This window comes from Serratia proteamaculans (assembly GCF_008830365.1).
Lineage (GTDB): Bacteria > Pseudomonadota > Gammaproteobacteria > Enterobacterales > Enterobacteriaceae > Serratia > Serratia proteamaculans.
The window spans coordinates 26791-49673 of the sequence record NZ_WBKI01000009.1 but is presented as its reverse complement, the minus strand read 5'-3'; the positions used below and the strand labels follow the sequence as shown (position 1 = coordinate 49673).

19 protein-coding genes are annotated in these 22883 nt (G+C 54.6%); 3 read left to right on the top strand and 16 right to left on the bottom strand.

Annotated elements, in window-relative coordinates; translation table 11 throughout:
- Positions 1–350: 350 nt before the first annotated feature.
- The 14 genes from wecG to trxA all read right to left on the bottom strand — a co-directional run bounded on the left by wecG (position 351) and on the right by trxA (position 15750).
- Positions 351–1091, bottom strand: coding sequence for a lipopolysaccharide N-acetylmannosaminouronosyltransferase (gene wecG / locus F8R23_RS22155; protein ID WP_099062184.1), 741 nt, complete (start codon positions 1089–1091; stop codon positions 351–353).
- A gap of 13 nt (positions 1092–1104) precedes the next feature.
- The gene (wzyE, locus tag F8R23_RS22150) at positions 1105–2481 is read right to left on the bottom strand and encodes an ECA oligosaccharide polymerase (protein ID WP_129936267.1); all 1377 of its coding nucleotides are present in this window, start codon (positions 2479–2481) and stop codon (positions 1105–1107) included.
- A complete protein-coding gene (locus F8R23_RS22145) occupies positions 2478–3563 on the bottom strand; it encodes a TDP-N-acetylfucosamine:lipid II N-acetylfucosaminyltransferase (protein WP_129936266.1) in 1086 nt (361 codons plus the stop codon). The genes wzyE and F8R23_RS22145 overlap by 4 nt, the downstream gene beginning before the upstream one ends.
- Positions 3560–4810 (bottom strand): lipid III flippase WzxE, encoded by a 1251-nt coding sequence (gene wzxE / locus F8R23_RS22140; protein WP_112349371.1) that lies wholly within the window; start codon positions 4808–4810, stop codon positions 3560–3562. The genes F8R23_RS22145 and wzxE overlap by 4 nt, the downstream gene beginning before the upstream one ends.
- Position 4811: 1 nt before the next feature.
- Positions 4812–5942 carry a dTDP-4-amino-4,6-dideoxygalactose transaminase gene (gene rffA, locus F8R23_RS22135; RefSeq protein WP_112349372.1) on the bottom strand — a complete coding sequence of 377 codons (1131 nt, stop codon included), beginning with the start codon at positions 5940–5942 and terminating at the stop codon, positions 4812–4814.
- A complete protein-coding gene (rffC, locus tag F8R23_RS22130; protein ID WP_129936264.1) occupies positions 5929–6654 on the bottom strand; it encodes a dTDP-4-amino-4,6-dideoxy-D-galactose acyltransferase in 726 nt (241 codons plus the stop codon). Before rffC ends, rffA begins: the two co-directional genes overlap by 14 nt.
- Complete coding sequence (gene rfbA / locus F8R23_RS22125; RefSeq protein ID WP_129936263.1) at positions 6632–7513, bottom strand: glucose-1-phosphate thymidylyltransferase RfbA; 882 nt, start codon at positions 7511–7513, stop codon at positions 6632–6634. Before rfbA ends, rffC begins: the two co-directional genes overlap by 23 nt.
- Before the next feature lie 50 nt (positions 7514–7563).
- Positions 7564–8637 (bottom strand): dTDP-glucose 4,6-dehydratase, encoded by a 1074-nt coding sequence (gene rffG, locus F8R23_RS22120; RefSeq protein ID WP_176979953.1) that lies wholly within the window; start codon positions 8635–8637, stop codon positions 7564–7566.
- Positions 8628–9890 carry a UDP-N-acetyl-D-mannosamine dehydrogenase gene (gene wecC / locus F8R23_RS22115; RefSeq protein WP_129936261.1) on the bottom strand — a complete coding sequence of 421 codons (1263 nt, stop codon included), beginning with the start codon at positions 9888–9890 and terminating at the stop codon, positions 8628–8630. The genes rffG and wecC overlap by 10 nt, the downstream gene beginning before the upstream one ends.
- A complete protein-coding gene (gene wecB, locus F8R23_RS22110) occupies positions 9887–11017 on the bottom strand; it encodes a non-hydrolyzing UDP-N-acetylglucosamine 2-epimerase (RefSeq protein ID WP_129936260.1) in 1131 nt (376 codons plus the stop codon). Before wecB ends, wecC begins: the two co-directional genes overlap by 4 nt.
- A gap of 84 nt (positions 11018–11101) precedes the next feature.
- Positions 11102–12154 carry an ECA polysaccharide chain length modulation protein gene (gene wzzE / locus F8R23_RS22105; RefSeq protein ID WP_099062193.1) on the bottom strand — a complete coding sequence of 351 codons (1053 nt, stop codon included), beginning with the start codon at positions 12152–12154 and terminating at the stop codon, positions 11102–11104.
- Positions 12155–12174: 20 nt separating this feature from the next.
- Complete coding sequence (gene wecA / locus F8R23_RS22100) at positions 12175–13272, bottom strand: UDP-N-acetylglucosamine--undecaprenyl-phosphate N-acetylglucosaminephosphotransferase (RefSeq protein ID WP_099062194.1); 1098 nt, start codon at positions 13270–13272, stop codon at positions 12175–12177.
- A 313-nt stretch (positions 13273–13585) separates the two neighbouring features.
- On the bottom strand, positions 13586–14845 hold the full coding sequence (gene rho / locus F8R23_RS22095) for a transcription termination factor Rho (protein WP_004950874.1): 1260 nt from the start codon (positions 14843–14845) through the stop codon (positions 13586–13588).
- A gap of 578 nt (positions 14846–15423) precedes the next feature.
- Positions 15424–15750 carry a thioredoxin TrxA gene (gene trxA, locus F8R23_RS22090; RefSeq protein ID WP_037422813.1) on the bottom strand — a complete coding sequence of 109 codons (327 nt, stop codon included), beginning with the start codon at positions 15748–15750 and terminating at the stop codon, positions 15424–15426.
- A gap of 117 nt (positions 15751–15867) precedes the next feature.
- Here trxA and rhlB point away from each other — a divergent pair, with 117 nt between their 5' ends.
- Together rhlB and ppx are read left to right on the top strand one after the other, a co-directional pair.
- Positions 15868–17154 (top strand): ATP-dependent RNA helicase RhlB, encoded by a 1287-nt coding sequence (gene rhlB, locus F8R23_RS22085; RefSeq protein ID WP_112349380.1) that lies wholly within the window; start codon positions 15868–15870, stop codon positions 17152–17154.
- Positions 17155–17160: 6 nt separating this feature from the next.
- The gene (gene ppx / locus F8R23_RS22080; RefSeq protein ID WP_129936259.1) at positions 17161–18657 is read left to right on the top strand and encodes an exopolyphosphatase; all 1497 of its coding nucleotides are present in this window, start codon (positions 17161–17163) and stop codon (positions 18655–18657) included.
- A 31-nt stretch (positions 18658–18688) separates the two neighbouring features.
- On the opposite strand, the gene rep is transcribed toward ppx, so the two are convergent.
- A complete protein-coding gene (gene rep, locus F8R23_RS22075) occupies positions 18689–20713 on the bottom strand; it encodes a DNA helicase Rep (RefSeq protein ID WP_151416035.1) in 2025 nt (674 codons plus the stop codon).
- 109 nt (positions 20714–20822) lie between these two features.
- Here rep and ppiC point away from each other — a divergent pair, with 109 nt between their 5' ends.
- On the top strand, positions 20823–21104 hold the full coding sequence (ppiC, locus tag F8R23_RS22070; RefSeq protein ID WP_017891252.1) for a peptidylprolyl isomerase PpiC: 282 nt from the start codon (positions 20823–20825) through the stop codon (positions 21102–21104).
- Between the two features lie 23 nt (positions 21105–21127).
- On the opposite strand, the gene F8R23_RS22065 is transcribed toward ppiC, so the two are convergent.
- Positions 21128–22621: a M16 family metallopeptidase gene (locus F8R23_RS22065; protein ID WP_129936257.1), complete on the bottom strand. Its 1494-nt coding sequence runs from the start codon at positions 22619–22621 to the stop codon at positions 21128–21130.
- Between the last annotated feature and the right edge of the window lie 262 nt (positions 22622–22883).

Here is a 22883-nt window from a genome sequence, read left to right as displayed (position 1 = left end):
CTTTTGATTGTGTCTGCTTGCCGGCCGTTACCGGTCGTTATTGTTTTAATGAAAAATAGCGTAAATCATCTCCCGCCGCGTTGGCGGACATCAACTTGTGATGGGGCTATCTTACGGCGAGAAAAACGTCGTTCAGCGCGGCCGAATAAGGCGCCAACAGCTGGGGGTAATTTCAGGGCGGTATCGTTTCGCATTTTGCCGCTATAAGCAAACCGCAAGTTAAAACTTTATGGAATAAACACAAGGGGGTTTAGCGGCTGAGGTTATAGAGTGTTGGAAAATTGGCCACAAAGCAGGTTATTTGAACAACTTGTGGCACCGGGACAGAATAATCAGCCCCGGCACCTTCATCACATCTTGCCGCGATAATAGTAACTCACGAATTTCAGCAACCGCAGTTGGCGCCCGATGCGGCTCGGCTGACTGAGCAGCCGATAGAGCCACTCCAGGCCGAGGTTCTGCCAAACCTTGGGTGCACGCTTCACATGCCCGGTGAACACGTCGTAGGTCCCGCCTACGCCCATATACAGCGCCTGGGGGTGTACCTTGCGACAGTCACGCATCAGGATTTCCTGTTTCGGTGACCCCATGGCAACCGTCACTATGGCGGCACCGCTGGCGCGGATACGCTCAAACAGCGACTCACGCTGTTCCGGCTTGAAATAGCCATCCTGGCTACCGACCAAATTCACATTCCACTGGCTGCGCAGCTTCTGTTCGGTTTCTGCCAGCACCGACGGCTTGCCGCCAATCAGGAACACCGGCGTACCCTCGCGCCCGGCGCGTTGCATCAGCGCTTCCCACAGATCGGCTCCGGCTACGCGTGACACATCGGCTCCCGGATACTTCCGGCGAATTGACCGTACCATGCTGATACCGTCGGCATACTTGTACTCGGCCTCATCCAGCAAGGCATGCAGCTCAGTATCCTGTTCCGCCGTCAGAATTTTTTCGGCGTTCATGGCGACCAGCGTGCCTCGCTTTACGTGGCCACCGTCGAACAGAAAATCCATGCACTGCGCCATATCGCGAAATCCCCACAGGCTGAAACCGCGCAGTTCGTATTTGGGCACCGAGATTTTTGCTTCCATCTTGTTCTTACCCTTACAAAAGGCCGTCGGCCTGCACGGATGAAGCAGGACGACTTAGCGTTCGCGAACGCAGCACCCGCACCTTAATCAATCCGGCAGTATCAAACAGCCAATACAGCAATTTTGCCATCAGCAAACAGGCGCCGAAAATGAGGCAGAAGAACACCACCCGCGAGACAAACGAATCCACCCCTTCTCGCGCCAATACGATGATGTTGAATACCGCACCAAAGCAGAAACCCTGCAATATGGCGGCTTTATAAGGGTTCGACTCGCTTTTGCCCATTTCATACAGCCAGTCGAACCATTTGATGATCATCCCCACCAGCACCGCGCCAACAGGAATGAACAATGCGCCGCCCATCACCACCAGCGAACCAATCAGCGTCGGTGAAATGGCCAGGCCGGAATGGTTATTCAGGACTTCCCAGGTGAAGTAGTTGGCGGTGTTCAACACCGTATCCGGTCGGCCCGGCCACAGCCAGGCTGGAATGAACACGTAGAAATCACGCACTATCGGCGCCAACCCCTGGAAATCAATCTTGTCGTAGTTTTGTAGCAATAACGCCAGGTTTTCCCACGGCGAGAAGGTGTCTCGCGTCAGATAAAGGAAGGTATAAAACGCTTCGGGGCCACTGACGTCCAGGCTATAGCGCTTTAACGCCAGCCAGAACATGCCGACAATACCGAACACACCTGCGGCCACCAACATCCACAGCGAGATCCAACCGCGCACAATGCCGATAAACAGGAACAGTGAGAAGGCAATAATGATGTTGGCGCGGGTGCCGCCGACAATCACATAAGTGAGGATGCCAAAAGCCACCGTCGCCGCCAGGAAAAAGAACCAGGCTCGCAGATCTTGCTTCAGGAAATACACCACCAGCATCGCCGGAATAAAGAAATAGAAGAACCGCTTGAGCGCTACGCCAGACACGTCACTGGAGAAGATCTGGCTGTAAGAATTGAGTTTGAACAGCAGGAAGCCGTTTTGCAGGAAGAAAATGCCGACGGTAACCATCGCCACCAATGCCAGCAAGATCCAGGTCAGATGGGTTTCAACCCGGTTCATGTTGAATACCGGTTTACGCGGCTGCACGCTGCGCTTTCGCAACCGGGTTTTATAGCTGACGTAGTAAATCGCATAAAACGCAGTGGCCGAGAGGATGGCGTACAACAAGAATTCTACCGGCACCACCTCAACGTCAAACTGAAACACTAACAGGCAGGTTAACGGAAAGCCGAAGTAAAACGTCAGCAAATACAGCAGCGAAAAGAAGACGTTGAAATTAAAGCGAACGCGCCGAAACTCCTGGTAGGTCAACGTCAGAACAAACAACGCACCGATCAGGTAGACGACGAATAACCCGCCAAATTGCGCCAGCGTCATGAATTATCCCCTGCCGCCAGAGTTAATGCCTGTTGCCAGCCATCAACGTAGTTGGGATTAAAGAAGGCAATCGCCTGCTTATCGACGGACGCCAGCTGGCGTTGCGCCTCACGCACGACCGCCTCATCCAGCGAATCACCATAGAACAACACCGGCAAGTGCTGCTCCGCCAGATCCTGCCAGAACGGGTTCTGTCGGCTCAGCACGAACGGCACGCCAAACTGGATCAGCAGACACAGCGTGCCAATCCCCTGCTGGCGGTTAAAGATAAAGTAACCGAGGTCGCACTCACGCAGGATATTCAGGTAGTCGTCGAACGCCACCTGCTGCGTTAGTACCTGCAGGTTCTTGGCGCTGAACAGAGCCAGCCCGGCAGTGCGAACCTGTTCAATGTAAGCGTCGTTATTAGCCGGATAGCCCATCGGCAGGATCACACGCACATCTGGGCCGAACTGCTGGTGAATCGCTTTCAGTGCCTCGACGTGGCGGTTGGTGCGATCGCCGGAGTTCCCCACCAGAATGGTCATCGGTCCGGCCAGATTTTTCTCTACGCTGACACCAGTCAACGCCGGATCCATCCGCGTCGGGAAATACAGCAGAGAGGCCGGTACGCGGGCATGTCGCTGCTGGTAGTGGATCACATCGCCACGGGTCGCGAATACGTGCCCCACCCGCCCCTGTGCAATACGGCGCAGCAAATAGAACAGCCGGAATTTCCAACTGGTGGCGTTTTCATACAAATCGGCGCCCCAGATATGCCAGCTCACCTGCTGGGCTTTGATTTTACCGCTCAGCAATGCCAGCCACAGCGTCGGGTTAAACTGACCATGCAGGAAGAAACGCGCATTGCGATCGGCCTGGGCACGGGCAATCACCGCAATCGCCAGGCTTTTCTTATCCGGATGATATTCAATGTTCAGTTCAGGGAACGGCCCCAACGCGGCGGCATCTTTGGCGGCCACCATGAAATGGCGTGTCTGATCGGACGGCAGGCTCTTCGCCAACACGTCGTTGAAGAAACGCAGCACCGTCTGATTGTGATGCGGGATGTCAGATCCCAATACGTGAATCAGTGTAGTCATACTCGTCTACGATAAAGAATAAATACGCAGCTACAGAGCGTGAAATACACAATGTAGGTTGCCATGTAAGCCTGTGCCGCACCCAGCGCGCCGTGCAAGGGGATTAACCAATGCGAGAACAGCGTCAACAGCAGGAACTGGCTGACTTCGGTCAGGATATAAAAACGCAGCGACGCCTTGGCGATAACCAGGTAACCAAACACATAAGCACCGACCTTCAGCACATCCCCCACCAGTTGCCAGGCGAACAGATCGCGCATTGCGACGAACTTGTCCGTGAACAGCAGCCAGATGGCGAAATCGCGGAGCAGCCAGACGGTGAAACTTGCCGCCGCCACCGCAGGCAGCACAAATTTCAGCGAGCGCACAATCTCCTGAGAGATGGCACTTTTTTCCTTCAACCGCGACAGCGTCGGCAGCAAATAGACCGTAAAGGAAGCGGTGATAAACTGCAGATACGCGTCAGAAATGCTGCTGACACCCTGCCAAATCCCCACCTCATCCCAACCGTAATCACGAGCCAGCAGGTTACGCATCATCACATAGGCCACCGGCAGCGTCACTGAAGTGATCAGCGCCATGATGGTGAACTTGCCGAGATGGCTGGCCAGCGCCTTGTCCCATGCCAGCGCCAGATAGCTCAGCGGCAGGGTTTTGCGCCGCCACAGCATAAAGCCGGCGGGCAACACCACTAATGCCGGTACCAACGCCAACCCCGCCAGCGCGCCTTCATAGCCACCCAGCTTAAAACACAGGTAGTAGGCCACCACGCCAATCAGGCTGCCGCCAATCACCGCCAGCGCATTGCCCATAGCATCACGGTAGCCCTTCAGCACCGCCATAAACAGGTTGGCGTAGGCAATGCCCATCTGAATAAACGCCACCGCCCGCACCACGCCAACATAATCAGCATGGCCGAACAGCCCGATACTGATCGGTTCTGCCGCGAACAAGAACACCAGCGCCAACAGCGTGGAAAAGCCCAGCACAATAGTCGACGCCGTGCCGACGGCCAAGCGTAGCCGCTGCGGATCCTGATGGTATTCGGCAACGTACTTAGTGATGCCGTTAAAAATCCCGGCACCGGACAGCACGCCCAGCACGGTAATCAACTGGCGGAAGTTACCCGCCTGCCCAACCCCGCTGGGGCCAAACGCCACCGCCAGCAGTTTCACCACCAATAGCCCCACGCCAATCTTGATCAGCGTGGAACCGGCGGTCCAAATCGATGCTTTTGCCAGCGACATATCAGGCGAAGAAGCTGAGAATGGTATTGATCACCGTGCGCTGAGTGATATCAGTCATATTGTAGAACAATGGCAAACGAACCAGACGTGCGCTCTCTTGGCTGGTGAAGCGGTCTTCACCGGCAAAGCGGCCGAAACGATCGCCAGCCGGGCAATCATGTAGCGGAATGTAATGGAACACCGTCATGATCTCGGCTTCTTTCATGTAATCGATAAACGCCGTACGGTCTTCAACATCGCGCAATTTGAGATAGAACATATGGGCATTCTGCACGCAGCCCGCCGGGATGGTCGGCAGCACAATGCGGCCCGCCTTGGCCAGTGGCAGGAAACTGTCGTAATACTTCTGCCACAGTGCCAAACGGCGTTGATTTATGCGATCGGCGGCTTCCAATTGGCCCCACAAATAGGCCGCTTGCAAATCTGACATCAGATAGCTGGAGCCGATATCACGCCAGGTGTACTTGTCCACCTGGCCGCGGAAGAACTGGCTGCGGTTGGTGCCTTTCTCCCGAATGACTTCAGCCCGGTCAATCAACGCCGGATCGTTAATCAGCGTGGCACCGCCCTCACCGCCTGCGGTGTAGTTTTTGGTTTCGTGGAAACTAAAACAGCCAATATGACCTATGGTACCGAGCGCTTTCCCCTTGTAGGTAGACATCACGCCCTGCGCGGCATCTTCCACCACGAACAGCTTGTACTTTTTCGCCAGCGCCATGATGGTGTCCATCTCGCAGGCCACGCCGGCGTAATGCACCGGCACAATGGCGCGGGTCTTATCAGTGATTGCCGCTTCGATCTTGCTCTCATCGATGTTCATGGTGTCCGGACGCAGGTCGACAAACACCACGGTGGCACCGCGCAGCACAAAAGCGTTGGCAGTGGAAACAAAGGTAAAACTTGGCATGATCACTTCATCACCCGGCTGGATATCCAGCAGGATCGCCGCCATCTCCAGTGATGCGGTACAGGACGGCGTCAACAGCACCTTCGGGCTGCCAAACCGCTGTTCCATCCACTGCTGGCAACGACGGGTAAAACCACCGTCACCACACAGCTTGCCACTGCCCATCGCAGCCTGCATATAGTCAAGTTCAGTGCCAACAACCGGTGGTGCGTTAAATGGGATCATGTCTTCCTCTGTATAACCAATACGAGGTGCTTTCAATAACAGCACCCTGTCGTTGATAGAGCCGTAGTGCGCCGATGTTACCTAGCTGAGTCGCAACCCGCAGGCGCTGCAGCGACCGGCACTCTGCAATGGCCGCCGCCATCAATCGCGAGCCGATTCCTTTGCCTGCCACGCCGGGGAACGCCGCCAACAGGCCGATTCGGGCCTCCTGGTCACCCAATTCACGCAGGCTGACAAAGCCTTCCGGCTGCCCAGTATCGTCCAGTGCCAGCAGACACTGATGGTCAAATGTCCCCAATACCGCCTTTTCTATCCATTCGGCATAAAAGCGGCCGCTATCCTGGGAGTGATACCAGGGGGCGCGGAAACGGCTGGCGGTAAATACGCTGGCAGCCGCCGCACGCAGCACCGGGATATCGGCCGGTACCGCCGAACGAATCGCCTGCGGCGTCACGGTAAGAGGTAATGCACATTCCGTGCCGGTATTCAGCACCAGATCGACTTCACCCTCTACCAATTGGAAACCCAAACGGGCCAAGCCATCCGCCAAAGCAGTTTGATGTGCCGGAATTTTGGCCTGAACCAAGGCATAGGCGGCCAGACCGTCCTCGGCGAGCGCCGGGGACGTAGCGGAAAAATTGAGTTTGGCGCTGTTAAGGGCGAAAAACTCAGTTTCCCAAGCCAGGGGGTCAATAGTGGCGTGGACGCGCATGCAACAGGTCCTGCAGATACTTGCCATAACCGGTTTTAGACAAGGCATTGGCGGCACGCTTCAGATCTTTATCGTCCAGCCAACCATTACGCCAGGCGATCTCTTCCAGACAGGCAATTTTGAAGCCCTGACGTTTTTCCACCGTCTGCACAAAGCTGCTGGCCTCCAGCAGGCTGTCATGCGTACCGGTATCCAGCCAGGCGAAACCACGCCCCAACAGTTCAACCGTCAGCTCACCACGATCCAGATACATCTGGTTGATGCTGGTGATCTCCAACTCGCCACGCTCCGAAGGCTTAACCTGTTTGGCGAACTCGACAACTTGGTTGTCGTAGAAATACAGGCCTGTCACCGCCCAATCCGATTTAGGTTTTTTCGGCTTTTCCTCAATAGACAGCGCTCGGAAGTTCTCATCAAACTCCACTACGCCAAAGCGCTCAGGATCCATCACCTGATAACCAAATACCGTTGCACCTTCGGTACGTGTCGCTACGCTTTTCAATTTAGGACTGAAAGATTGACCGAAGAAAATGTTATCACCCAATACCAGACAGCAAGAGTCGCCATTGATGAACTCTTCACCAATCAGGAATGCCTGCGCCAGGCCTTCCGGCTTTGGTTGCGCGGCATAGCTGAGATTGACACCGAACTGATCGCCATTCCCCAGCAGACGCTGGAATGACGGCAGATCTTCCGGTGTTGAAATAATCAAAATGTCGCGGATCCCCGCCAACATCAGCACCGACATCGGATAATAAATCATCGGCTTGTCGTAAATAGGCAACAGCTGCTTGGAGACGCCGCGGGTAATAGGATGCAACCGAGTACCGGAGCCACCTGCCAGAATAATACCTTTCATACTTACTCCAAAAATCCACTGGGCAGCCACTCAGGCAACCCTGACTAATTTTAGTCGGATAAACCCAAACGTTCACCGGTATAGGAACCGTCCTGAACGCGACGCCACCAGGTTTCATTGTTCAGATACCAGGAAACCGTTTTGCGAATGCCGCTTTCAAAGGTTTCCTGCGGACGCCAGCCCAATTCACGGTCAATCTTTCCGGCATCGATCGCGTAGCGCATATCATGGCCCGGGCGATCCTTGACGTAAGTAATCAGGTCGCGGTATTTCTCCACGCCCTGTGGCTTGTTAGGTGCCAGCTCTTCCAGCAAATCACAGATGGTGTGCACCACTTCAATATTCTTGCGCTCGTTGTGGCCGCCAATATTGTAGGTTTCCCCCACCACACCTTCGGTAACCACCTGGTACAACGCACGAGCGTGGTCTTCCACATACAGCCAATCACGCACCTGCGCCCCGTTGCCATACACCGGCAATGGCTTACCGGCCACGGCATTGAGGATCACCAGCGGGATAAGCTTCTCCGGGAAGTGATACGGGCCGTAGTTATTGGAACAGTTGGTGACCAGGGTCGGCAGGCCGTAAGTACGCAACCAGGCGCGGACCAGATGATCGCTGGAAGCCTTGGAGGCCGAATACGGGCTGCTTGGCGAGTAAGGCGTGGTTTCGGTGAACAAATCTTCCGTACCGTGCAGATCGCCATACACTTCGTCGGTGGAAATGTGGTGGAAGCGGAAGCCTTGTTTCTTCTCCGCGTCCAGCGGCTGCCAATAATGGCGGGCCGCCTCCAGCATGCTGTAAGTGCCCACCACGTTGGTTTCGATAAAAGCCGCCGGGCCGTCGATAGAACGGTCAACATGGCTTTCCGCCGCCAGGTGCATGATCACATCCGGTTGATACTCGGCAAACACCCGATCCAACGCCGCGCGATCGCAGATATCTACCTGTTCAAACGAATAGCGTGGGTTATCAGCAACTACTGAAAGCGACTCCAGATTGCCCGCATAGGTGAGTTTGTCTAGCACCAGGACACTGTCCTGCGTGGCTTCGATAATGTGCCTCACGACCGCTGAGCCAATAAAGCCAGCCCCACCAGTGACTAAAATACGTTTCAACGCCATACTCCTTTGGTATCCACAACCCACGCTTGTTTTATTTCTTCCGGCTTAATTGCCTTGAATTGCTTATGGTCGACCAACATCACGATCACATCCGCCTGCTGTAATGCGTCGGCCAGCGCTTTCAGCGTCACGTGACCAACCAACGATTTCGGCAGCTGTTCGACGTTTGGCTCAACCACCAGCGTTTCACCCACGTGCCAATCGGCAATCAGATGCGCCACTTCCACTGCCGGGCTTTCGCGCAAATCGTCGATATTTGGCTTGAAGGCCAGACCAAAGCAGGCGATTTTCACTTCTGAAGCGCGTTTATCGGTAGCGGCCAGACAGTCGGCCACTGCCGCTTTGACGCGATCAACCACCCACAAAGGTTTCCCGTCATTCACCAGGCGTGCAGTATGGATCAAACGCGCCTGCTGCGGGTTCTGTGACACGATAAACCAAGGATCGACCGCGATGCAGTGGCCGCCAACGCCAGGACCAGGCTGCAGGATATTCACCCGCGGATGGCGGTTTGCCAAACGGATCAGCTCCCAAACATTGATACCCTGATCGGCGCAAATCAATGACAGCTCATTGGCAAAGGCGATATTCACATCGCGGAAGCTGTTTTCGGTCAGTTTGCACATCTCTGCAGTGCGTGAATTAGTAATCACACACTCGCCTTCGAGGAAAATCTTGTACAGCGTGCTGGCACGCTCCGAGCATTTTGGCGTCATGCCACCAATCACGCGATCGTTCTGAATTAGCTCCACCATCACCTGCCCCGGCAGCACGCGCTCTGGGCAGTAAGCAATGTTGATATCTGCGGCTTCACCCGCCTGCTGCGGGAAGCTGAGATCGCTACGCGCCTCGGCCAGCCACTGCGCCATCTGCTCGGTGGCACCCACCGGAGAAGTCGACTCCAGAATGACCAGGTCGCCTTTTTTCAGCACCGGCGCCAGTGATTTTGCCGCCGCTTCGACATAGGCCAGATCCGGCTCATGGTCACCTTTAAACGGCGTTGGCACCGCGATCAGGAAAGCATCCGCAGCCAGGGGTTTGGTCACCGCCTGCAGGTAGCCGCCGTCGACCGCGTCTTTCACCACTTTATCCAGATCGGGTTCTACGATATGGATCGCGCCACGGTTAATGGTATCCACCGCATGTTGGTTAACATCTACGCCCACCACCTTTTTCTTGCGGGAGGCAAACGCCGCCGCCGTTGGCAGACCGATATAACCCAGGCCGATAACCGAAATAGTGTTAAAACTCATAGTGTCACCTGATGATTCTTCAAAGCTTCGAGAATACGTTGGCAGGCATGCCCGTCACCGTAAGGGTTATGCGCCCGGCTCATGGCGTGATATTCGTTTTCGTCCGTCAGCAACCGGGTAACCGCATCAACAATTTTGGCTACGTCGGTTCCCACCAGACGCACCGTACCCGAATCTACCGCTTCCGGTCGTTCGGTGGTGTCACGCATCACCAGCACAGGTTTGCCCAATGACGGCGCTTCTTCCTGAATACCACCAGAGTCGGTCAGGATCATATAAGCGTTAGCCATCAGGTAGACAAAGGGCAAGTAATCCTGCGGGTCGATCAGGATGATGTTATCAATCCCTTTCAGAATGCGATTGACCGGCTCGCTGACGTTGGGATTGAGATGCACCGGGTACACGACCTGCACCTCTGGATGCGAACGGGCAATTTCTGCCAGCGCGCTGCAAATCCGCTCAAACCCGCCACCAAAGCTTTCACGACGGTGGCCGGTCACCAGGATCATTTTTTTATTGGCATCCAGGAACGGGTAGCGTTGTGCCAGGCTTTCATGCAATGCAGCATCACCCATCACCCGATCGCGAACCCAGAACAGCGCGTCAATCACCGTGTTGCCGGTGACGAAGATATGATCGTCCGGCAGCAGTTCGCGCAACAGGTTCTGACGCGAGTTTTCCGTCGGGGCAAAATGATACATCGCCAGATGACCGGTCAGTTTGCGGTTAGCCTCTTCCGGCCACGGCGAGTAAAGATCGCCGGTGCGCAGACCCGCCTCTACGTGCCCAACCGGGATACGCTGGTAAAACGCCGCCAAACTGGTCGCCAGCGTGGTAGTAGTATCACCGTGAACCAGCACCACGTCCGGTTTGAACTCTTCAAGAACGCCTTTCAGGCCCTCCAGAATACGGCAGGTGATCTCACTCAATCCCTGACCGGGCTTCATGATATTCAGGTCGTAATCAGGCACTATCTCAAATAACCGCAATACCTGATCCAACATCTCACGATGCTGTGCCGTAACGCAGACTCTTGATTCAAAGGCTTCATCCTGAGCCAGGGCATGTACCAGCGGGGCCATTTTGATGGCTTCAGGTCTGGTGCCGAAAACAGTCAACACTTTCACAGCGAATCTCTTTTGGTCGGTTAACCGCAGGCGTACCTGCGAATTGGGCACTTACGTGCCCATCAGCGAGTTATTATATTATTTTTAATTACGCGGCCGACGCACCAGGGCAACACCTGCGCCAACCAAAGCGCCCATCGCGCCCCACATGATCAACCAGAATATCCGCCGTGGGCTATCACGTTTTACCGGTTCTTCCGGGGTCCGCAAATAGCGGTAAGTCTGAAACTTCTCGTCCAGCGTCGGGCCGACGTTCAATGTCGACAGCATCGCACGATTTTGATCATAATCCAGATCGAAGGTCGGTCCCGAAGCCTGCAGCCCTTCCAAACGCGCCTGCAGCATAGGTTTGCCCAGCAGGAACAGGTCAGAGTCTGGCAGTTGTTCTGCCGGGGTATCGGTCTGAGTCCGGCTGATACCCTGCGTCTCGGCAATTTTCAACGCCTGTTGAATGGTGTTCAACTCACGCTTATACACTGCCGCCGCCACCGCTTCCTGGCGCTTGACCTGCGCTTTCATCGAGGTGGTGCGGGCCGCCCAGGCGCCCTGGATCTCTTCGTTCAGATGCTGAGCAGCACGGTGGCTGGCAAACGCCACATATTGACGTAACAGACGGTTGGCATCCGCCGCCGTTTCCGCCGTCAGCTTCACGCCGTCGTTCGGCACTTTTTTATCATCGCGCGGAGTAAACTGAATGTTGTTAATCAGTTCATCCAACAATGCCGCATCGGCAGCGGCATCGCCTTCCTGGCGCTGTTTGTAATAATCGCTCTGCAGCCAGAAATCGCGACGCGTATCGTAGGCTGCCAACTGCATAATGAATTCATTATAGGCTTCGTCAGCAATGCCCGGCTGCTCGGCGCTGGCGGCAGGCATCGTCCGCACATCCAGATTACGCAGGAATTGCTGCTGGGAATAATAACCCCCCAACGCATTCACTGTTGGCCGATCGGTAATTGCTGCCGCACTCCACTCCTGTTTCACCAGGTAGGAAACCATCAGCGCAACCACGGCAAATAACGCCGCTATACCGATAATCCATGGCTTACCGCGCCACAGGGTGCAGCACAGGCCGCGGATATCGAGTTCGTTATCCACTGCCGGGATATTCTTGTCAGACATTGTTTCTGGATTCATCACTGCCCAAAAGCCTCTGGTTAAGATACTTGCTTATTGCCGTTCGAACGCCGCAGACGGCGCTTGATACGCTTAATGTAACGTGCAACACGCCAGGCGCGCTTAATGCAGTAACCGTATAAAAAGAAGGCAAGCAAGAATAATGCCAACATTACCCACTCAGGGATAAAAGTAAGACGTTCGCCGAGCACGCCAATAGCCGCCAGCAGTGCCGCCGCCAGGGTAATCAACACGAAAGCCTGCCGTGGCGTAAAGCCCGCGCGCATAATCAGGTGATGAATGTGTTGGCGATCTGGAGAGAAAGGGCTCATCCCTTTGCGTAAACGACGGTACATGATCGCAATCATGTCCATCAGAGGAATAGCGATAATCCACAGTGCGGTTACAGGGTTGATGGAATGAGCTTTACCCTGCGAGCTTTGCAGCAGCAACCAAATGGCGGTGAAACCGATCAGCGTACTGCCGGCATCCCCCATAAACACTTTATACCGGCGACCGAGAATGCCGAGGTTAAGCAGGATATAAGGAACGATGGCGGCAATCATCGCGAAGCACCAGAAAGCCAGGTCAGAATGACCGCTCAGGTACAGCAACACGCCCAGCGCACCGAAAGACACGCACGAGAGCCCCCCCAGCAGACCGTCGATGCCATCTACCATGTTAAAGGCGTTGATCGCAGCCCACACGGCAAACAACGTGACCAGATAGCCGAACGGCCCCAACTGCATTTCCCAGTCACCCAGCACATGGCCAAAACTGCGCAGGTAGAGCCCGGCGAAGACCATCATCGCAATGCCGACCAGAGCCTGAACCAGCGCTCGAATTTTAACGCTGATATCGAAACGATCGTCAAGAGCACCAACGAACACTAATATCCCCGCGCAAGCGAGGTAGAGTTTGCCATGCGCAATCGATTGGTCAGAGATAAAGAAGGCAAAGCACAGCCCGGCGTAAACAGAAATACCCCCGACCAGAGGGATCAGCCCCTGATGGCGTTTGCGGTAATTAGGTTTATCAACCAGACCAATACGTTTTGCTGCTTTACGGGCAACAAAGAGAAAAGCCAAAGAAAACAGGAAAACAAATAGAATTTCAGTACTCATAGTGAGTAAGTTCACAGTTAACAAGATCTTTGTAGAAGATAAGGCAGCTTAACACGGGCGACAGGCTGCGCCATGGTATCCCGCTACCTTTCAGTCATTTCCTATGACAACAGCCATTCATTCTTATTCCAATGTCTCTGTCTGCTGTTTCGACAGTAGCAATGCGCGAACGACGAAGCGCCGACCGCAAATAAGATGAATTCTCAGTAAGTCACGAAAATAACTTACGTTTCCATTTCTGTTACGTATCGTATCTGCCAAAAGCAAAAAACGCCACGACTAGGCGTGGCGTTCTTTGAATTTTTACTCAATTATGAGCGCATCGTCATTATGAGCGCTTCATCATATCGAAGAATTCATCGTTGGTTTTGGTCATGGCCAACTTGTTAATGAGGAATTCCATTGCATCAATCTCGCCCATCGGGTGAATGATTTTACGCAGGATCCACATTTTCTGCAGTTCTTCAGAAGTGGTGAGCAATTCTTCTTTACGGGTACCAGAGCGGTTGTAGTCGATCGCAGGGAATACACGCTTCTCGGCGATTTTACGCGCCAGATGCAATTCCATGTTGCCGGTACCTTTAAATTCTTCGTAGATAACCTCGTCCATTTTCGACCCGGTATCAACCAGCGCGGTAGCGATGATGGTCAGGCTACCGCCTTCCTCAACGTTACGTGCCGCACCGAAGAAACGCTTAGGACGATGCAGGGCATTAGCATCCACACCGCCGGTCAACACTTTACCGGAAGCCGGAACTACGGTGTTGTAGGCACGTGCCAGACGGGTGATGGAGTCGAGCAAGATGATCACGTCTTTCTTGTGCTCAACCAGGCGCTTGGCCTTCTCGATCACCATTTCTGCAACCTGAACGTGGCGAGAAGCCGGTTCGTCAAAGGTAGAAGCGATAACTTCGCCCTTCACCAGACGCTGCATCTCGGTCACTTCTTCCGGACGTTCGTCGATCAGCAGCACCATCAGTACGCAGTCTGGGTGGTTGTAAGCAATGCTCTGCGCAATGTTCTGCAGCAGCATGGTTTTACCGGCTTTCGGCGGCGCTACAATCAAACCACGCTGGCCACGACCAATCGGCGAAGCCAGATCCAGCACGCGTGCCGTCAGGTCTTCGGTTGAGCCGTTACCGCGTTCCATCCGCAGACGGGAGTTGGCATGCAGTGGGGTTAAGTTTTCGAACAGGATCTTGCTACGGGCGTTTTCCGGTTTGTCGTAGTTAACTTCGTTAACTTTCAACAGGGCAAAGTAGCGCTCGCCTTCTTTTGGCGGACGAATCTTACCGGAAACGGAGTCACCTGTACGGAGGTTAAAACGGCGGATTTGGCTAGGGGATACGTAGATGTCGTCGGGGCCTGCAAGGTAGGAACTGTCTCCAGAGCGGAGAAAACCAAATCCATCCTGCAATATCTCCAACACGCCATCGCCGAAGATATCTTCTCCACTTTTCGCATGTTGCTTAAGGATAGAGAAGATAATGTCCTGCTTGCGCATGCGGGCAAGGTTTTCCAGCCCCATATTTTCGCCGAGAGTAATCAGCTCAGAAACCGGCGTATTCTTTAATTCGGTAAGATTCATAGTGGTGGGTTCTTAAACTCGGGGTATGTCTCGAACTTGTATCGTGAATGGTATGGCAGCGGGATATATCTTTCGTCTTTCTAGTGGTTGCGTTGGCTTGCCTTGCTCACCTCTGGGCTTAGCGGACTAAGCTGCGGAGATGTGTTCGGTTGCCGACTGGCCACACCTTGAAATCCATTGGATATTCGTGCCTGTTTACTGGACGTTCGATCACCGGGCGCTGAGCTGTCACGGTAAGAAATGGCTTACAGAGGACGCGCGCATTGACGGTTTAAGATCGAAGGTACCTTAAAATTGATTTTGCAAAACTGTTTGATTGCTAAAACGCGGGCTGAGTTCATTTTTTCTTTCAAAACCAGCGGTTCAACACAGAGTAAAGCTTTAGATTTAGACTCTTTAGATTTACAACTTCGGGCAAGTTCTATATGCAGTATGGTTAAACTTAACACGCTTCTTGGCAGGCGTCTAGCGGTGAATTGAACATCCCCGCCAGACGCCTGTATATCCCCGTTGTCTCTCACGCGGCGGCGTTTTCGGCCGCAGCGTCACATCCAGTGGGTATAGGGCTTCCCGCCCGATTACAGATTCGCGTTAAGGAAATCTTTGAGCTGACCTTTGGACAGCGCACCAACCTTGGTCGCGGCCACTTCACCGTTCTTGAACAGCAACAGCGTAGGGATACCACGGATACCGTACTTGGGTGCGGTTGCCGGGTTCTGGTCGATATTCAGCTTGGTGATGGTCAGCTTGCCTTCAAACTCATCGGCAATCTCATCCAGAATCGGAGCAATCATCTTGCACGGCCCACACCATTCAGCCCAGAAATCGACCAGGATTGGCCCTTCAGCTTTCAGCACGTCGGTGTCGAAGCTGCCGTCAGTCAGGTGAATAATTTTATCGCTCATGTTCTACTCCAAAGGATTGTGTCTACCTTGTTGGTGTAGCATTAACCAACCTAAGGTGACTTTATTTCACCGGATACGCTTTCGTAAAGCAATAGTTAGCTGATATTCTACCACACTATGAGCAAAACACACTTGACCGAACAGAAGTTTTCCGACTTCGCCCTGCACCCGTTAGTCATTGAAGCCCTTGAAAAGAAAGGGTTTCAATATTGCACGCCTATCCAGGCGTTAGCATTGCCGCTCACGCTCTCTGGGCGTGACGTTGCAGGTCAGGCGCAAACCGGTACCGGAAAGACGTTGGCATTTTTAGCGTCTACTTTTCACTATTTGCTTTCTCACCCGGCGAAACAGGATCGCAAGATCAACCAGCCGCGCGCCTTGATCATGGCGCCAACGCGTGAACTCGCGGTGCAGATCCACTCCGATGCGGAAGCCCTCTCCCAATTCACCGGCCTGAAAATGGGTCTGGCGTACGGCGGCGATGGCTACGACAAACAGCTGAAAGTGCTGGAAAGCGGCGTAGATATCCTGGTGGGGACTACCGGCCGTTTAATCGATTACGCCAAACAGAACTATATCGACCTGGGTGCGATCCAGGTTGTGGTGCTGGATGAAGCCGACCGCATGTACGATCTGGGCTTTATCAAAGACATTCGCTGGTTGTTCCGCCGCATGCCTGCGGTCGATCAACGCCTGAACATGCTGTTCTCTGCCACCCTGTCCTACCGCGTACGCGAGTTGGCCTTCGAGCAGATGAACAACGCTGAATATGTTGAAGTGGAACCGGAACAAAAAACCGGCCACCGCATTAAAGAAGAACTGTTTTACCCGTCCAACGAAGAAAAGATGCGTCTGTTGCAGACGTTGATCGAAGAAGAGTGGCCAGACCGCTGCATCATCTTCGCCAACACCAAGCACCGCTGTGAAGACGTTTGGGGCCATTTGGCGGCCGATGGTCACCGCGTAGGCCTGTTGACCGGCGATGTGGCACAGAAAAAACGTCTGCGTATTCTCGATGACTTCACCAAGGGCAACCTCGATATTCTGGTCGCCACCGACGTCGCCGCCCGCGGTCTGCACATCCCGTTGGTGACTCACGTCTTCAACTACGACTTGCCTGACGACTGCGAAGATTACGTTCACCGCATCGGTCGTACCGGTCGTGCCGGCGAAAGCGGTCATTCCATCAGCCTGGCTTGTGAAGAGTACGCACTCAACCTGCCGGCGATCGAAACCTACACCGGTCACAGCATTCCGGTGAGCAAATACAACAGCGATGCGTTAATGAGTGACCTGCCTGCGCCGAAACGCCTGGCACGCCCACGCGGCGGCAACGGCCCACGCCGTAACTCCGCGCCACGTCGTGGCGGTGCGCCACGCAGCAACCGTAAACGTTCAGGCTGATAGATAATGCTCAGTTCCAGCGCACTTTATGCCGCCATCGACCTTGGCTCCAACAGCTTCCATATGTTGGTGGTACGCGAGGTGGCCGGCAGTATTCAGACCCTGGCGCGCATCAAGCGCAAAGTGCGTCTGGCCGCCGGGCTGGATCAGAACAGTCACCTTTCGCATGAGGCCATGCAGCGCGGCTGGCAATGCCTGAAGCTGTTCTCCGAACGCCTGCAGGACATTCCCCGTGCACAGATCCGTGTGGTCGCCACGGCCACGCTGCGTCTGGCATCCAATGCCGACGAATTCCTGCAGACCGCCGAGCAGATCCTCGGCTGCCCGATCCAGGTGATCAGCGGCGAGGAAGAAGCGCGCCTGATCTACCACGGCGTTGCCCATACCACTGGGGGGCCGGATCAGCGTTTAGTGGTCGATATCGGCGGCGGCAGCACCGAGCTGGTCACCGGTACCGGCGCACAGGCGGCTCAGCTGTACAGTCTGTCGATGGGCTGTGTCACCTGGCTGGAACGGTTCTTCAGCGATCGTAATCTGGGGCTGGAGAATTTCGAGCGGGCCGAACAGGCTGCACGTGAAATGGTGCGTCCTATTGCGCCACAGCTGCGTCAACACGGCTGGCAAATCTGCGTCGGCGCTTCCGGCACCGTGCAGGCACTGCAGGAAATCATGGTGGCGCAGGGCATGGATGAACGTATCACCCTGTCCAAGCTACGCCAATTGAAACAGCGTGCCATTCAGTGTGGCAAACTGGAAGAGTTGGAAATTGAAGGGCTGACACTGGAACGCGCACTGGTGTTTCCCAGCGGGCTGTCGATCCTGCTGGCAATTTTCCAGGAACTGGGCATTGAAAGCATGATGCTGGCCGGCGGCGCACTGCGCGAAGGACTGGTCTATGGCATGCTGCATCTGCCGGTTGAACAGGACATCCGCAGCCGCACCATTCGCAACCTGCAGCGGCGTTACCTGTTGGATACCGAGCAGGCCGAACGCGTCAGCCAGTTGGCTGCCAACTTCTCACAGCAGGTGAGCAATGAATGGCAACTGGATGCGCGATGTCGCGAGTTATTGCACAGCGCCTGTCTGATCCACGAAATTGGCCTCAGCGTTGATTTCAAGCAGGCGCCGCAACACGCCGCCTACCTGATTCGCCATCTGGATTTACCCGGTTTCACTCCGGCACAGAAAAAACTGCTGGCCACCCTGCTGCAAAATCAGAGCAACACTATCGATCTGCCACTGCTGAGCCAGCAAAACGCCCTGCCGCCGCGTATGGCGCAACGTCTATGCCGACTTTTACGCCTGGCGATCATCTTTGCCAGTCGTCGTCGCGACGACACGCTGCCCGCGGTACGCCTGCGCGCTAACAATGATGACGAGTTGACGGTGATCCTGCCGCCAGGTTGGCTGGAACAGCACCCGCTTCGGGCGGAGGCGCTGGATCAGGAAAGTCATTGGCAAAGCTACGTTCACTGGCCGTTGATACTGGAAGAACAACGTTGATATGACAAGGGCGCTAATAGCGCCCTTTCTTTTAACCTTCGCCTTTCGCCTTGGCCAACTGAGCACGAATATTGGCCAGGTGGCTCTGCCCTTTTTGCATCCGTTCTTGCGGGCTAACCACTTTGCGTTCACTTTCCCACGCCAGATCATCCTGCGGCAACTCCAGCAAGAAACGGCTCGGTTCCGGCCGTACCAGCTCGCCATACTGGCGACGTTCGCGACACAGGGTGAAAATCAGCTCTTTTTGGGCACGGGTGATCCCCACATAGGCCAGACGCCGCTCTTCATCGACGTTATCCTCGTCAATGCTGCTCTGATGCGGCAGTAACCCCTCCTCCATCCCCACCAGGAACACATAGGGAAACTCCAGCCCTTTGGAGGCATGCAATGTCATCAACTGAACCTGGTCCAGTTCTTCATCGCTCTCACCACGTTCCATCATGTCACGCAGGGTAAAGCGGGTTACCACCTGGGTCAGCGTCATCGGCTCATCCAGCTCGCTGCCTTCCAGCATTTCCGTCATCCAGCCGAACAGAGTATTGACGTTTTTCATCCTCATTTCGGCGGCTTTCGGGCTGGGTGAGGTCTCAAACAGCCAACTTTCGTAATCGACGCCGTGGATCAGGTCACGCACCGCGGCTATAGGTTCACGCTCCGCCAGTTGGGCAATGCCGTCCAGCCAGTGAGTGAAGCGCTGCAGTGATTCTAACCCGCGACCAGTCAGGTGCTGGCTCAGGCCGAGATCGAAACTGGCACGGAACAGGCTTTTGTTACGCTGGTTTGCCCATTCACCCAGTTTTTGCAACGTCGCCGGGCCGATCTCACGCTTTGGCGTGTTAACGATACGCAGGAACGCGCTGTCATCATCCTGGTTGGTCAGAACGCGCAGATAGGCCAGCAGATCCTTGATTTCCGGCCGCGAGAAAAACGAGGTGCCACCGGAGATTTTGTAAGGGATGCGGTTTTGCATCAGCATTTTTTCAAACAGCCGCGACTGATGGTTGCCGCGATAGAGGATCGCATAATCGCCGTAGTTGGTTTTCTTCACGAAGTGATGGGCAATCAGTTCCCCCACTACGCGCTCAGCCTCATGATCCTCATTATTGGCGGTCACCACTTTCAGCTCTTCGCCGTAGCCCAGCTCGGAAAACAGCCGCTTTTCAAACACGTGCGGGTTATTGGCGATCAAGATATTCGCCGCCTTCAGGATACGCTCGCTGGAACGGTAGTTCTGCTCCAGCTTAATCACCTGCAGTGCCGGAAAGTCTTCATTCAACAGCACCAGGTTCTGTGGGCGCGCCCCACGCCAGGAGTAAATCGACTGATCATCGTCCCCGACCACGGTAAAGCGCGCACGGTTCCCCACCAACAGTTTCACCAGTTCGTACTGACTGGTGTTGGTATCCTGATATTCATCCACCAACAGGTAGCGGATGCGGTTTTGCCAGCGCTCACGCACTTCTTCATTGCGCTGCAGCAGTAAAGTTGGCAACAGGATTAAATCGTCGAAATCCAACACGTTACAGGCACGCATATGCGCGTGATACAGACCGTAGCAATGGGCAAACAACTTGTCGCGTTCGGAACGCGCCAGCTCCATCGCCTTCAGGGGATCGACCAGGTCATTCTTCCAGTTGGAGATGGTGGAAATCAGCTGCGCCACCAGCGTTTTATCATTCTCCAGCCATTTTTCGGTCAGCTCTTTCAACAGTGCCAACTGATCCTGGTCGTCGAACAGTGAAAAATTGGACTTCATCCCCAGCGCAACATATTCACGTTTGATGATCTCCAGCCCCAACGTGTGGAAAGTGGAAATCAACAGCCCGCGCGCCTCTTTGCGCCCCATGGTTTGCGCCACACGCTCTTTCATCTCACGCGCGGCCTTATTGGTAAAGGTCACGGCGGCGATGTGTCGCGCCTGATAACCACAGTTGTGGATCAGGTGAGCGATTTTGTTGGTGATGACGCGCGTCTTGCCGGAACCGGCACCGGCCAGCACCAGGCAGGGCCCGGTAACGAATTCGACGGCTTGTTGTTGGCTGGGGTTTAATCGCATGGCGCTTTATTGCTCGAATTTATAACGTGGGAAGGGATTGTAGCAGAAAGCGCCGATGAGATTTAACGGGTATAATCAGCGCAATTTCTGTATCGATAAAGGCAATACCATGGCAAAGACGGCGTGCGCCCTGCACATTCTGGTAGATAACGAAAAACTGGCCGACGAACTGCTGGCCAAGCTTAAACGCGGTGTCAGCTTTGACACCCTGGCGCGCAAATACTCAACTTGCCCATCAAAACGCAACGGCGGCTCTCTGGGCGAGTTCAACAAGGGCACCATGGTGGCGGCCTTTGATAAAGCGGTGTTCAGCATTCCGCTGCTGAAGCCCTACGGCCCGGTGAAGACCCAGTTCGGCTACCACATCATCAAAGTACTGTACCGTAGCTGAGGGGGCGAGCGCCCCCTCTCTCGTTACTGTGCGCTGGTCTCTGGCGCGGGTGCGGTATCGGTGGGTTTAACTTCTTCCGATACCACAGCCGGGGCTGGGGACATAATGCCGTTATAGGTTTCCTGTAACTGCTTCATGCTCATCTCCGGCTCCCCTTTCGGTTGCATCAACACCAACGTCGCATCCTGGGATAGCTGAAGCTTCAGCTCCTGATTCAGCACCTCCAACGTCAATCCGCTCAGGAACTCCTGACGCAGTTTTTGATACTGCTCCGGCGCGATATCCACTACGCCGCTTTGTTGCGAGCGCAAGCGCTGACTCATCAGCACATCCGTATCGGTACGGGCATAGGTGGCGAACAGCTTGCTGAGTTGATCGTTTTTCTGTGCCAGCAGGGCATTAAACTCGTCCTGCGACAACCCATTGTTACGTACATTAGCCAACTCGTGGGCAATAAAGCCCAGGCTGTTGTTCAGGTTGTTATTAGGCGTGTCGAGATGGATGGCACATTGAGCACGTTGATACTGCACGCGGCAATCGAAGCCCAGATGCAGGTTCTTCTGGTCACTCTTTTCCAGCACCTGCTGGAGATGCCAGAACAAGGCTTCGCGGGCCATATCACCACGCCAGTAGCGGCTCAGATTCTGTGAATCCCGGATCGGGTGCCATGGGGCATCCCACATGATCGACAGCGTATCCTGCTTCACCTGTTCGCTGATCAGGCTGACCGGCTGTGGTGGCAGTGGCGTCAGCGTTGGCATCAGGGCAGGCGTTTCACGCTTGCCTTGCAGCGGCGAAAAGGCTTTGTTGATTTGCTCGCTCAGGCTGCGGCTGTCTACCTTACCCACGACGTACAACGTCATCGCATCCGGGGTGTACCATTGTTGGTAGAATTTTTTCAGTTGATCGATATTCACCGGACGCTTCGGCGGCTGGGCTGGATCGTGCGCCAACAGCGTCGAGCCTTTCAGGCGATAACGCCACCAGGCATCTTTCGGATTCGGCGGGAAGGTACCGACCGGATCAACGCTGGAATTAACCACCGCATGCACCGTATGTTCGTCGATCGCCAGCTTGCCAGTAGTGTCGGAAAGCCACGCCAGCGCTTCTTTCAGCACATCTGGGCGGTTATTCGGCAGGCTGAGATTATAAATGGTGAAGTCATAAGAGCTGATGGCCGGCGGTAAAGGTCGCTCGCTGTCCACACTCTGTTGCCACAGTGAACGCAGCTGCGGTGGCGTAAAGCTTTCGCTACGCGCCAAAGACAGGCGCGGCAACAGATGGGCAAAGCCAATCTGTTGCGAAGACTCCACTAACGAGCCGGTGTTGACCATCAACCGCAGTTCGACGCGATCGCTCGGTCGTTGCGGCGTGTCTAATATCTGCCATGAAAACCCGTTGGCCAACGCCCCCTGCTGCCAGGCAGGATCGGGTTGTAGTGTTTCAGCCTGCACGCTGCTGTTGGCTGCAGCCAACAGCAGCCCACCTGCTATGAGATGAATTCTGGTGCCCTGCATGTGAACCCCTACTTAATGACTATCCAATTTCTTTATGCAAATGCGGATATTCCATTCACCGGAATATTAGGCTGCGACGAACAGCCTACAAAACGCCCTGAGTTTCACAGTGGGGCGGAAAGCAGAAAGTGTACCATCGAGTTAGACCGCGCGCCTTTGCGGATGTCACTCATTAGTGTGAAAAATAATGGATAACCGAGTTTTTAATGCAAGAAATCATTACGCGGGGGGATAAAACATCACCGGCTGCGGCTGCAACCGG

Bases quoted from the DNA above. Each gene is read 5' to 3' on its own strand.
- trxA (WP_037422813.1), bottom strand. From the start codon at position 15,750: ATGAGCGATAAAATTATTCACCTGACTGACGGCAGCTTCGACACCGAC.
- F8R23_RS22145 (WP_129936266.1), bottom strand. From the start codon at position 3,563: ATGACTACACTGATTCACGTATTGGGATCTGACATCCCGCATCACAAT.
- wecG (WP_099062184.1), bottom strand. From the start codon at position 1,091: ATGGAAGCAAAAATCTCGGTGCCCAAATACGAACTGCGCGGTTTCAGC.
- rfbA (WP_129936263.1), bottom strand. From the start codon at position 7,513: ATGAAAGGTATTATTCTGGCAGGTGGCTCCGGTACTCGGTTGCATCCT.
- wzyE (WP_129936267.1), bottom strand. From the start codon at position 2,481: ATGACGCTGGCGCAATTTGGCGGGTTATTCGTCGTCTACCTGATCGGT.
- wzzE (WP_099062193.1), bottom strand. From the start codon at position 12,154: ATGAATCCAGAAACAATGTCTGACAAGAATATCCCGGCAGTGGATAAC.
- ppx (WP_129936259.1), top strand. From the start codon at position 17,161: ATGCTCAGTTCCAGCGCACTTTATGCCGCCATCGACCTTGGCTCCAAC.
- rho (WP_004950874.1), bottom strand. From the start codon at position 14,845: ATGAATCTTACCGAATTAAAGAATACGCCGGTTTCTGAGCTGATTACT.
- rep (WP_151416035.1), bottom strand. From the start codon at position 20,713: ATGCGATTAAACCCCAGCCAACAACAAGCCGTCGAATTCGTTACCGGG.
- F8R23_RS22065 (WP_129936257.1), bottom strand. From the start codon at position 22,621: ATGCAGGGCACCAGAATTCATCTCATAGCAGGTGGGCTGCTGTTGGCT.
- ppiC (WP_017891252.1), top strand. From the start codon at position 20,823: ATGGCAAAGACGGCGTGCGCCCTGCACATTCTGGTAGATAACGAAAAA.
- wzxE (WP_112349371.1), bottom strand. From the start codon at position 4,810: ATGTCGCTGGCAAAAGCATCGATTTGGACCGCCGGTTCCACGCTGATC.
- wecC (WP_129936261.1), bottom strand. From the start codon at position 9,890: ATGAGTTTTAACACTATTTCGGTTATCGGCCTGGGTTATATCGGTCTG.
- rffG (WP_176979953.1), bottom strand. From the start codon at position 8,637: ATGGCGTTGAAACGTATTTTAGTCACTGGTGGGGCTGGCTTTATTGGC.
- rffC (WP_129936264.1), bottom strand. From the start codon at position 6,654: ATGCGCGTCCACGCCACTATTGACCCCCTGGCTTGGGAAACTGAGTTT.
- rhlB (WP_112349380.1), top strand. From the start codon at position 15,868: ATGAGCAAAACACACTTGACCGAACAGAAGTTTTCCGACTTCGCCCTG.
- rffA (WP_112349372.1), bottom strand. From the start codon at position 5,942: ATGATCCCATTTAACGCACCACCGGTTGTTGGCACTGAACTTGACTAT.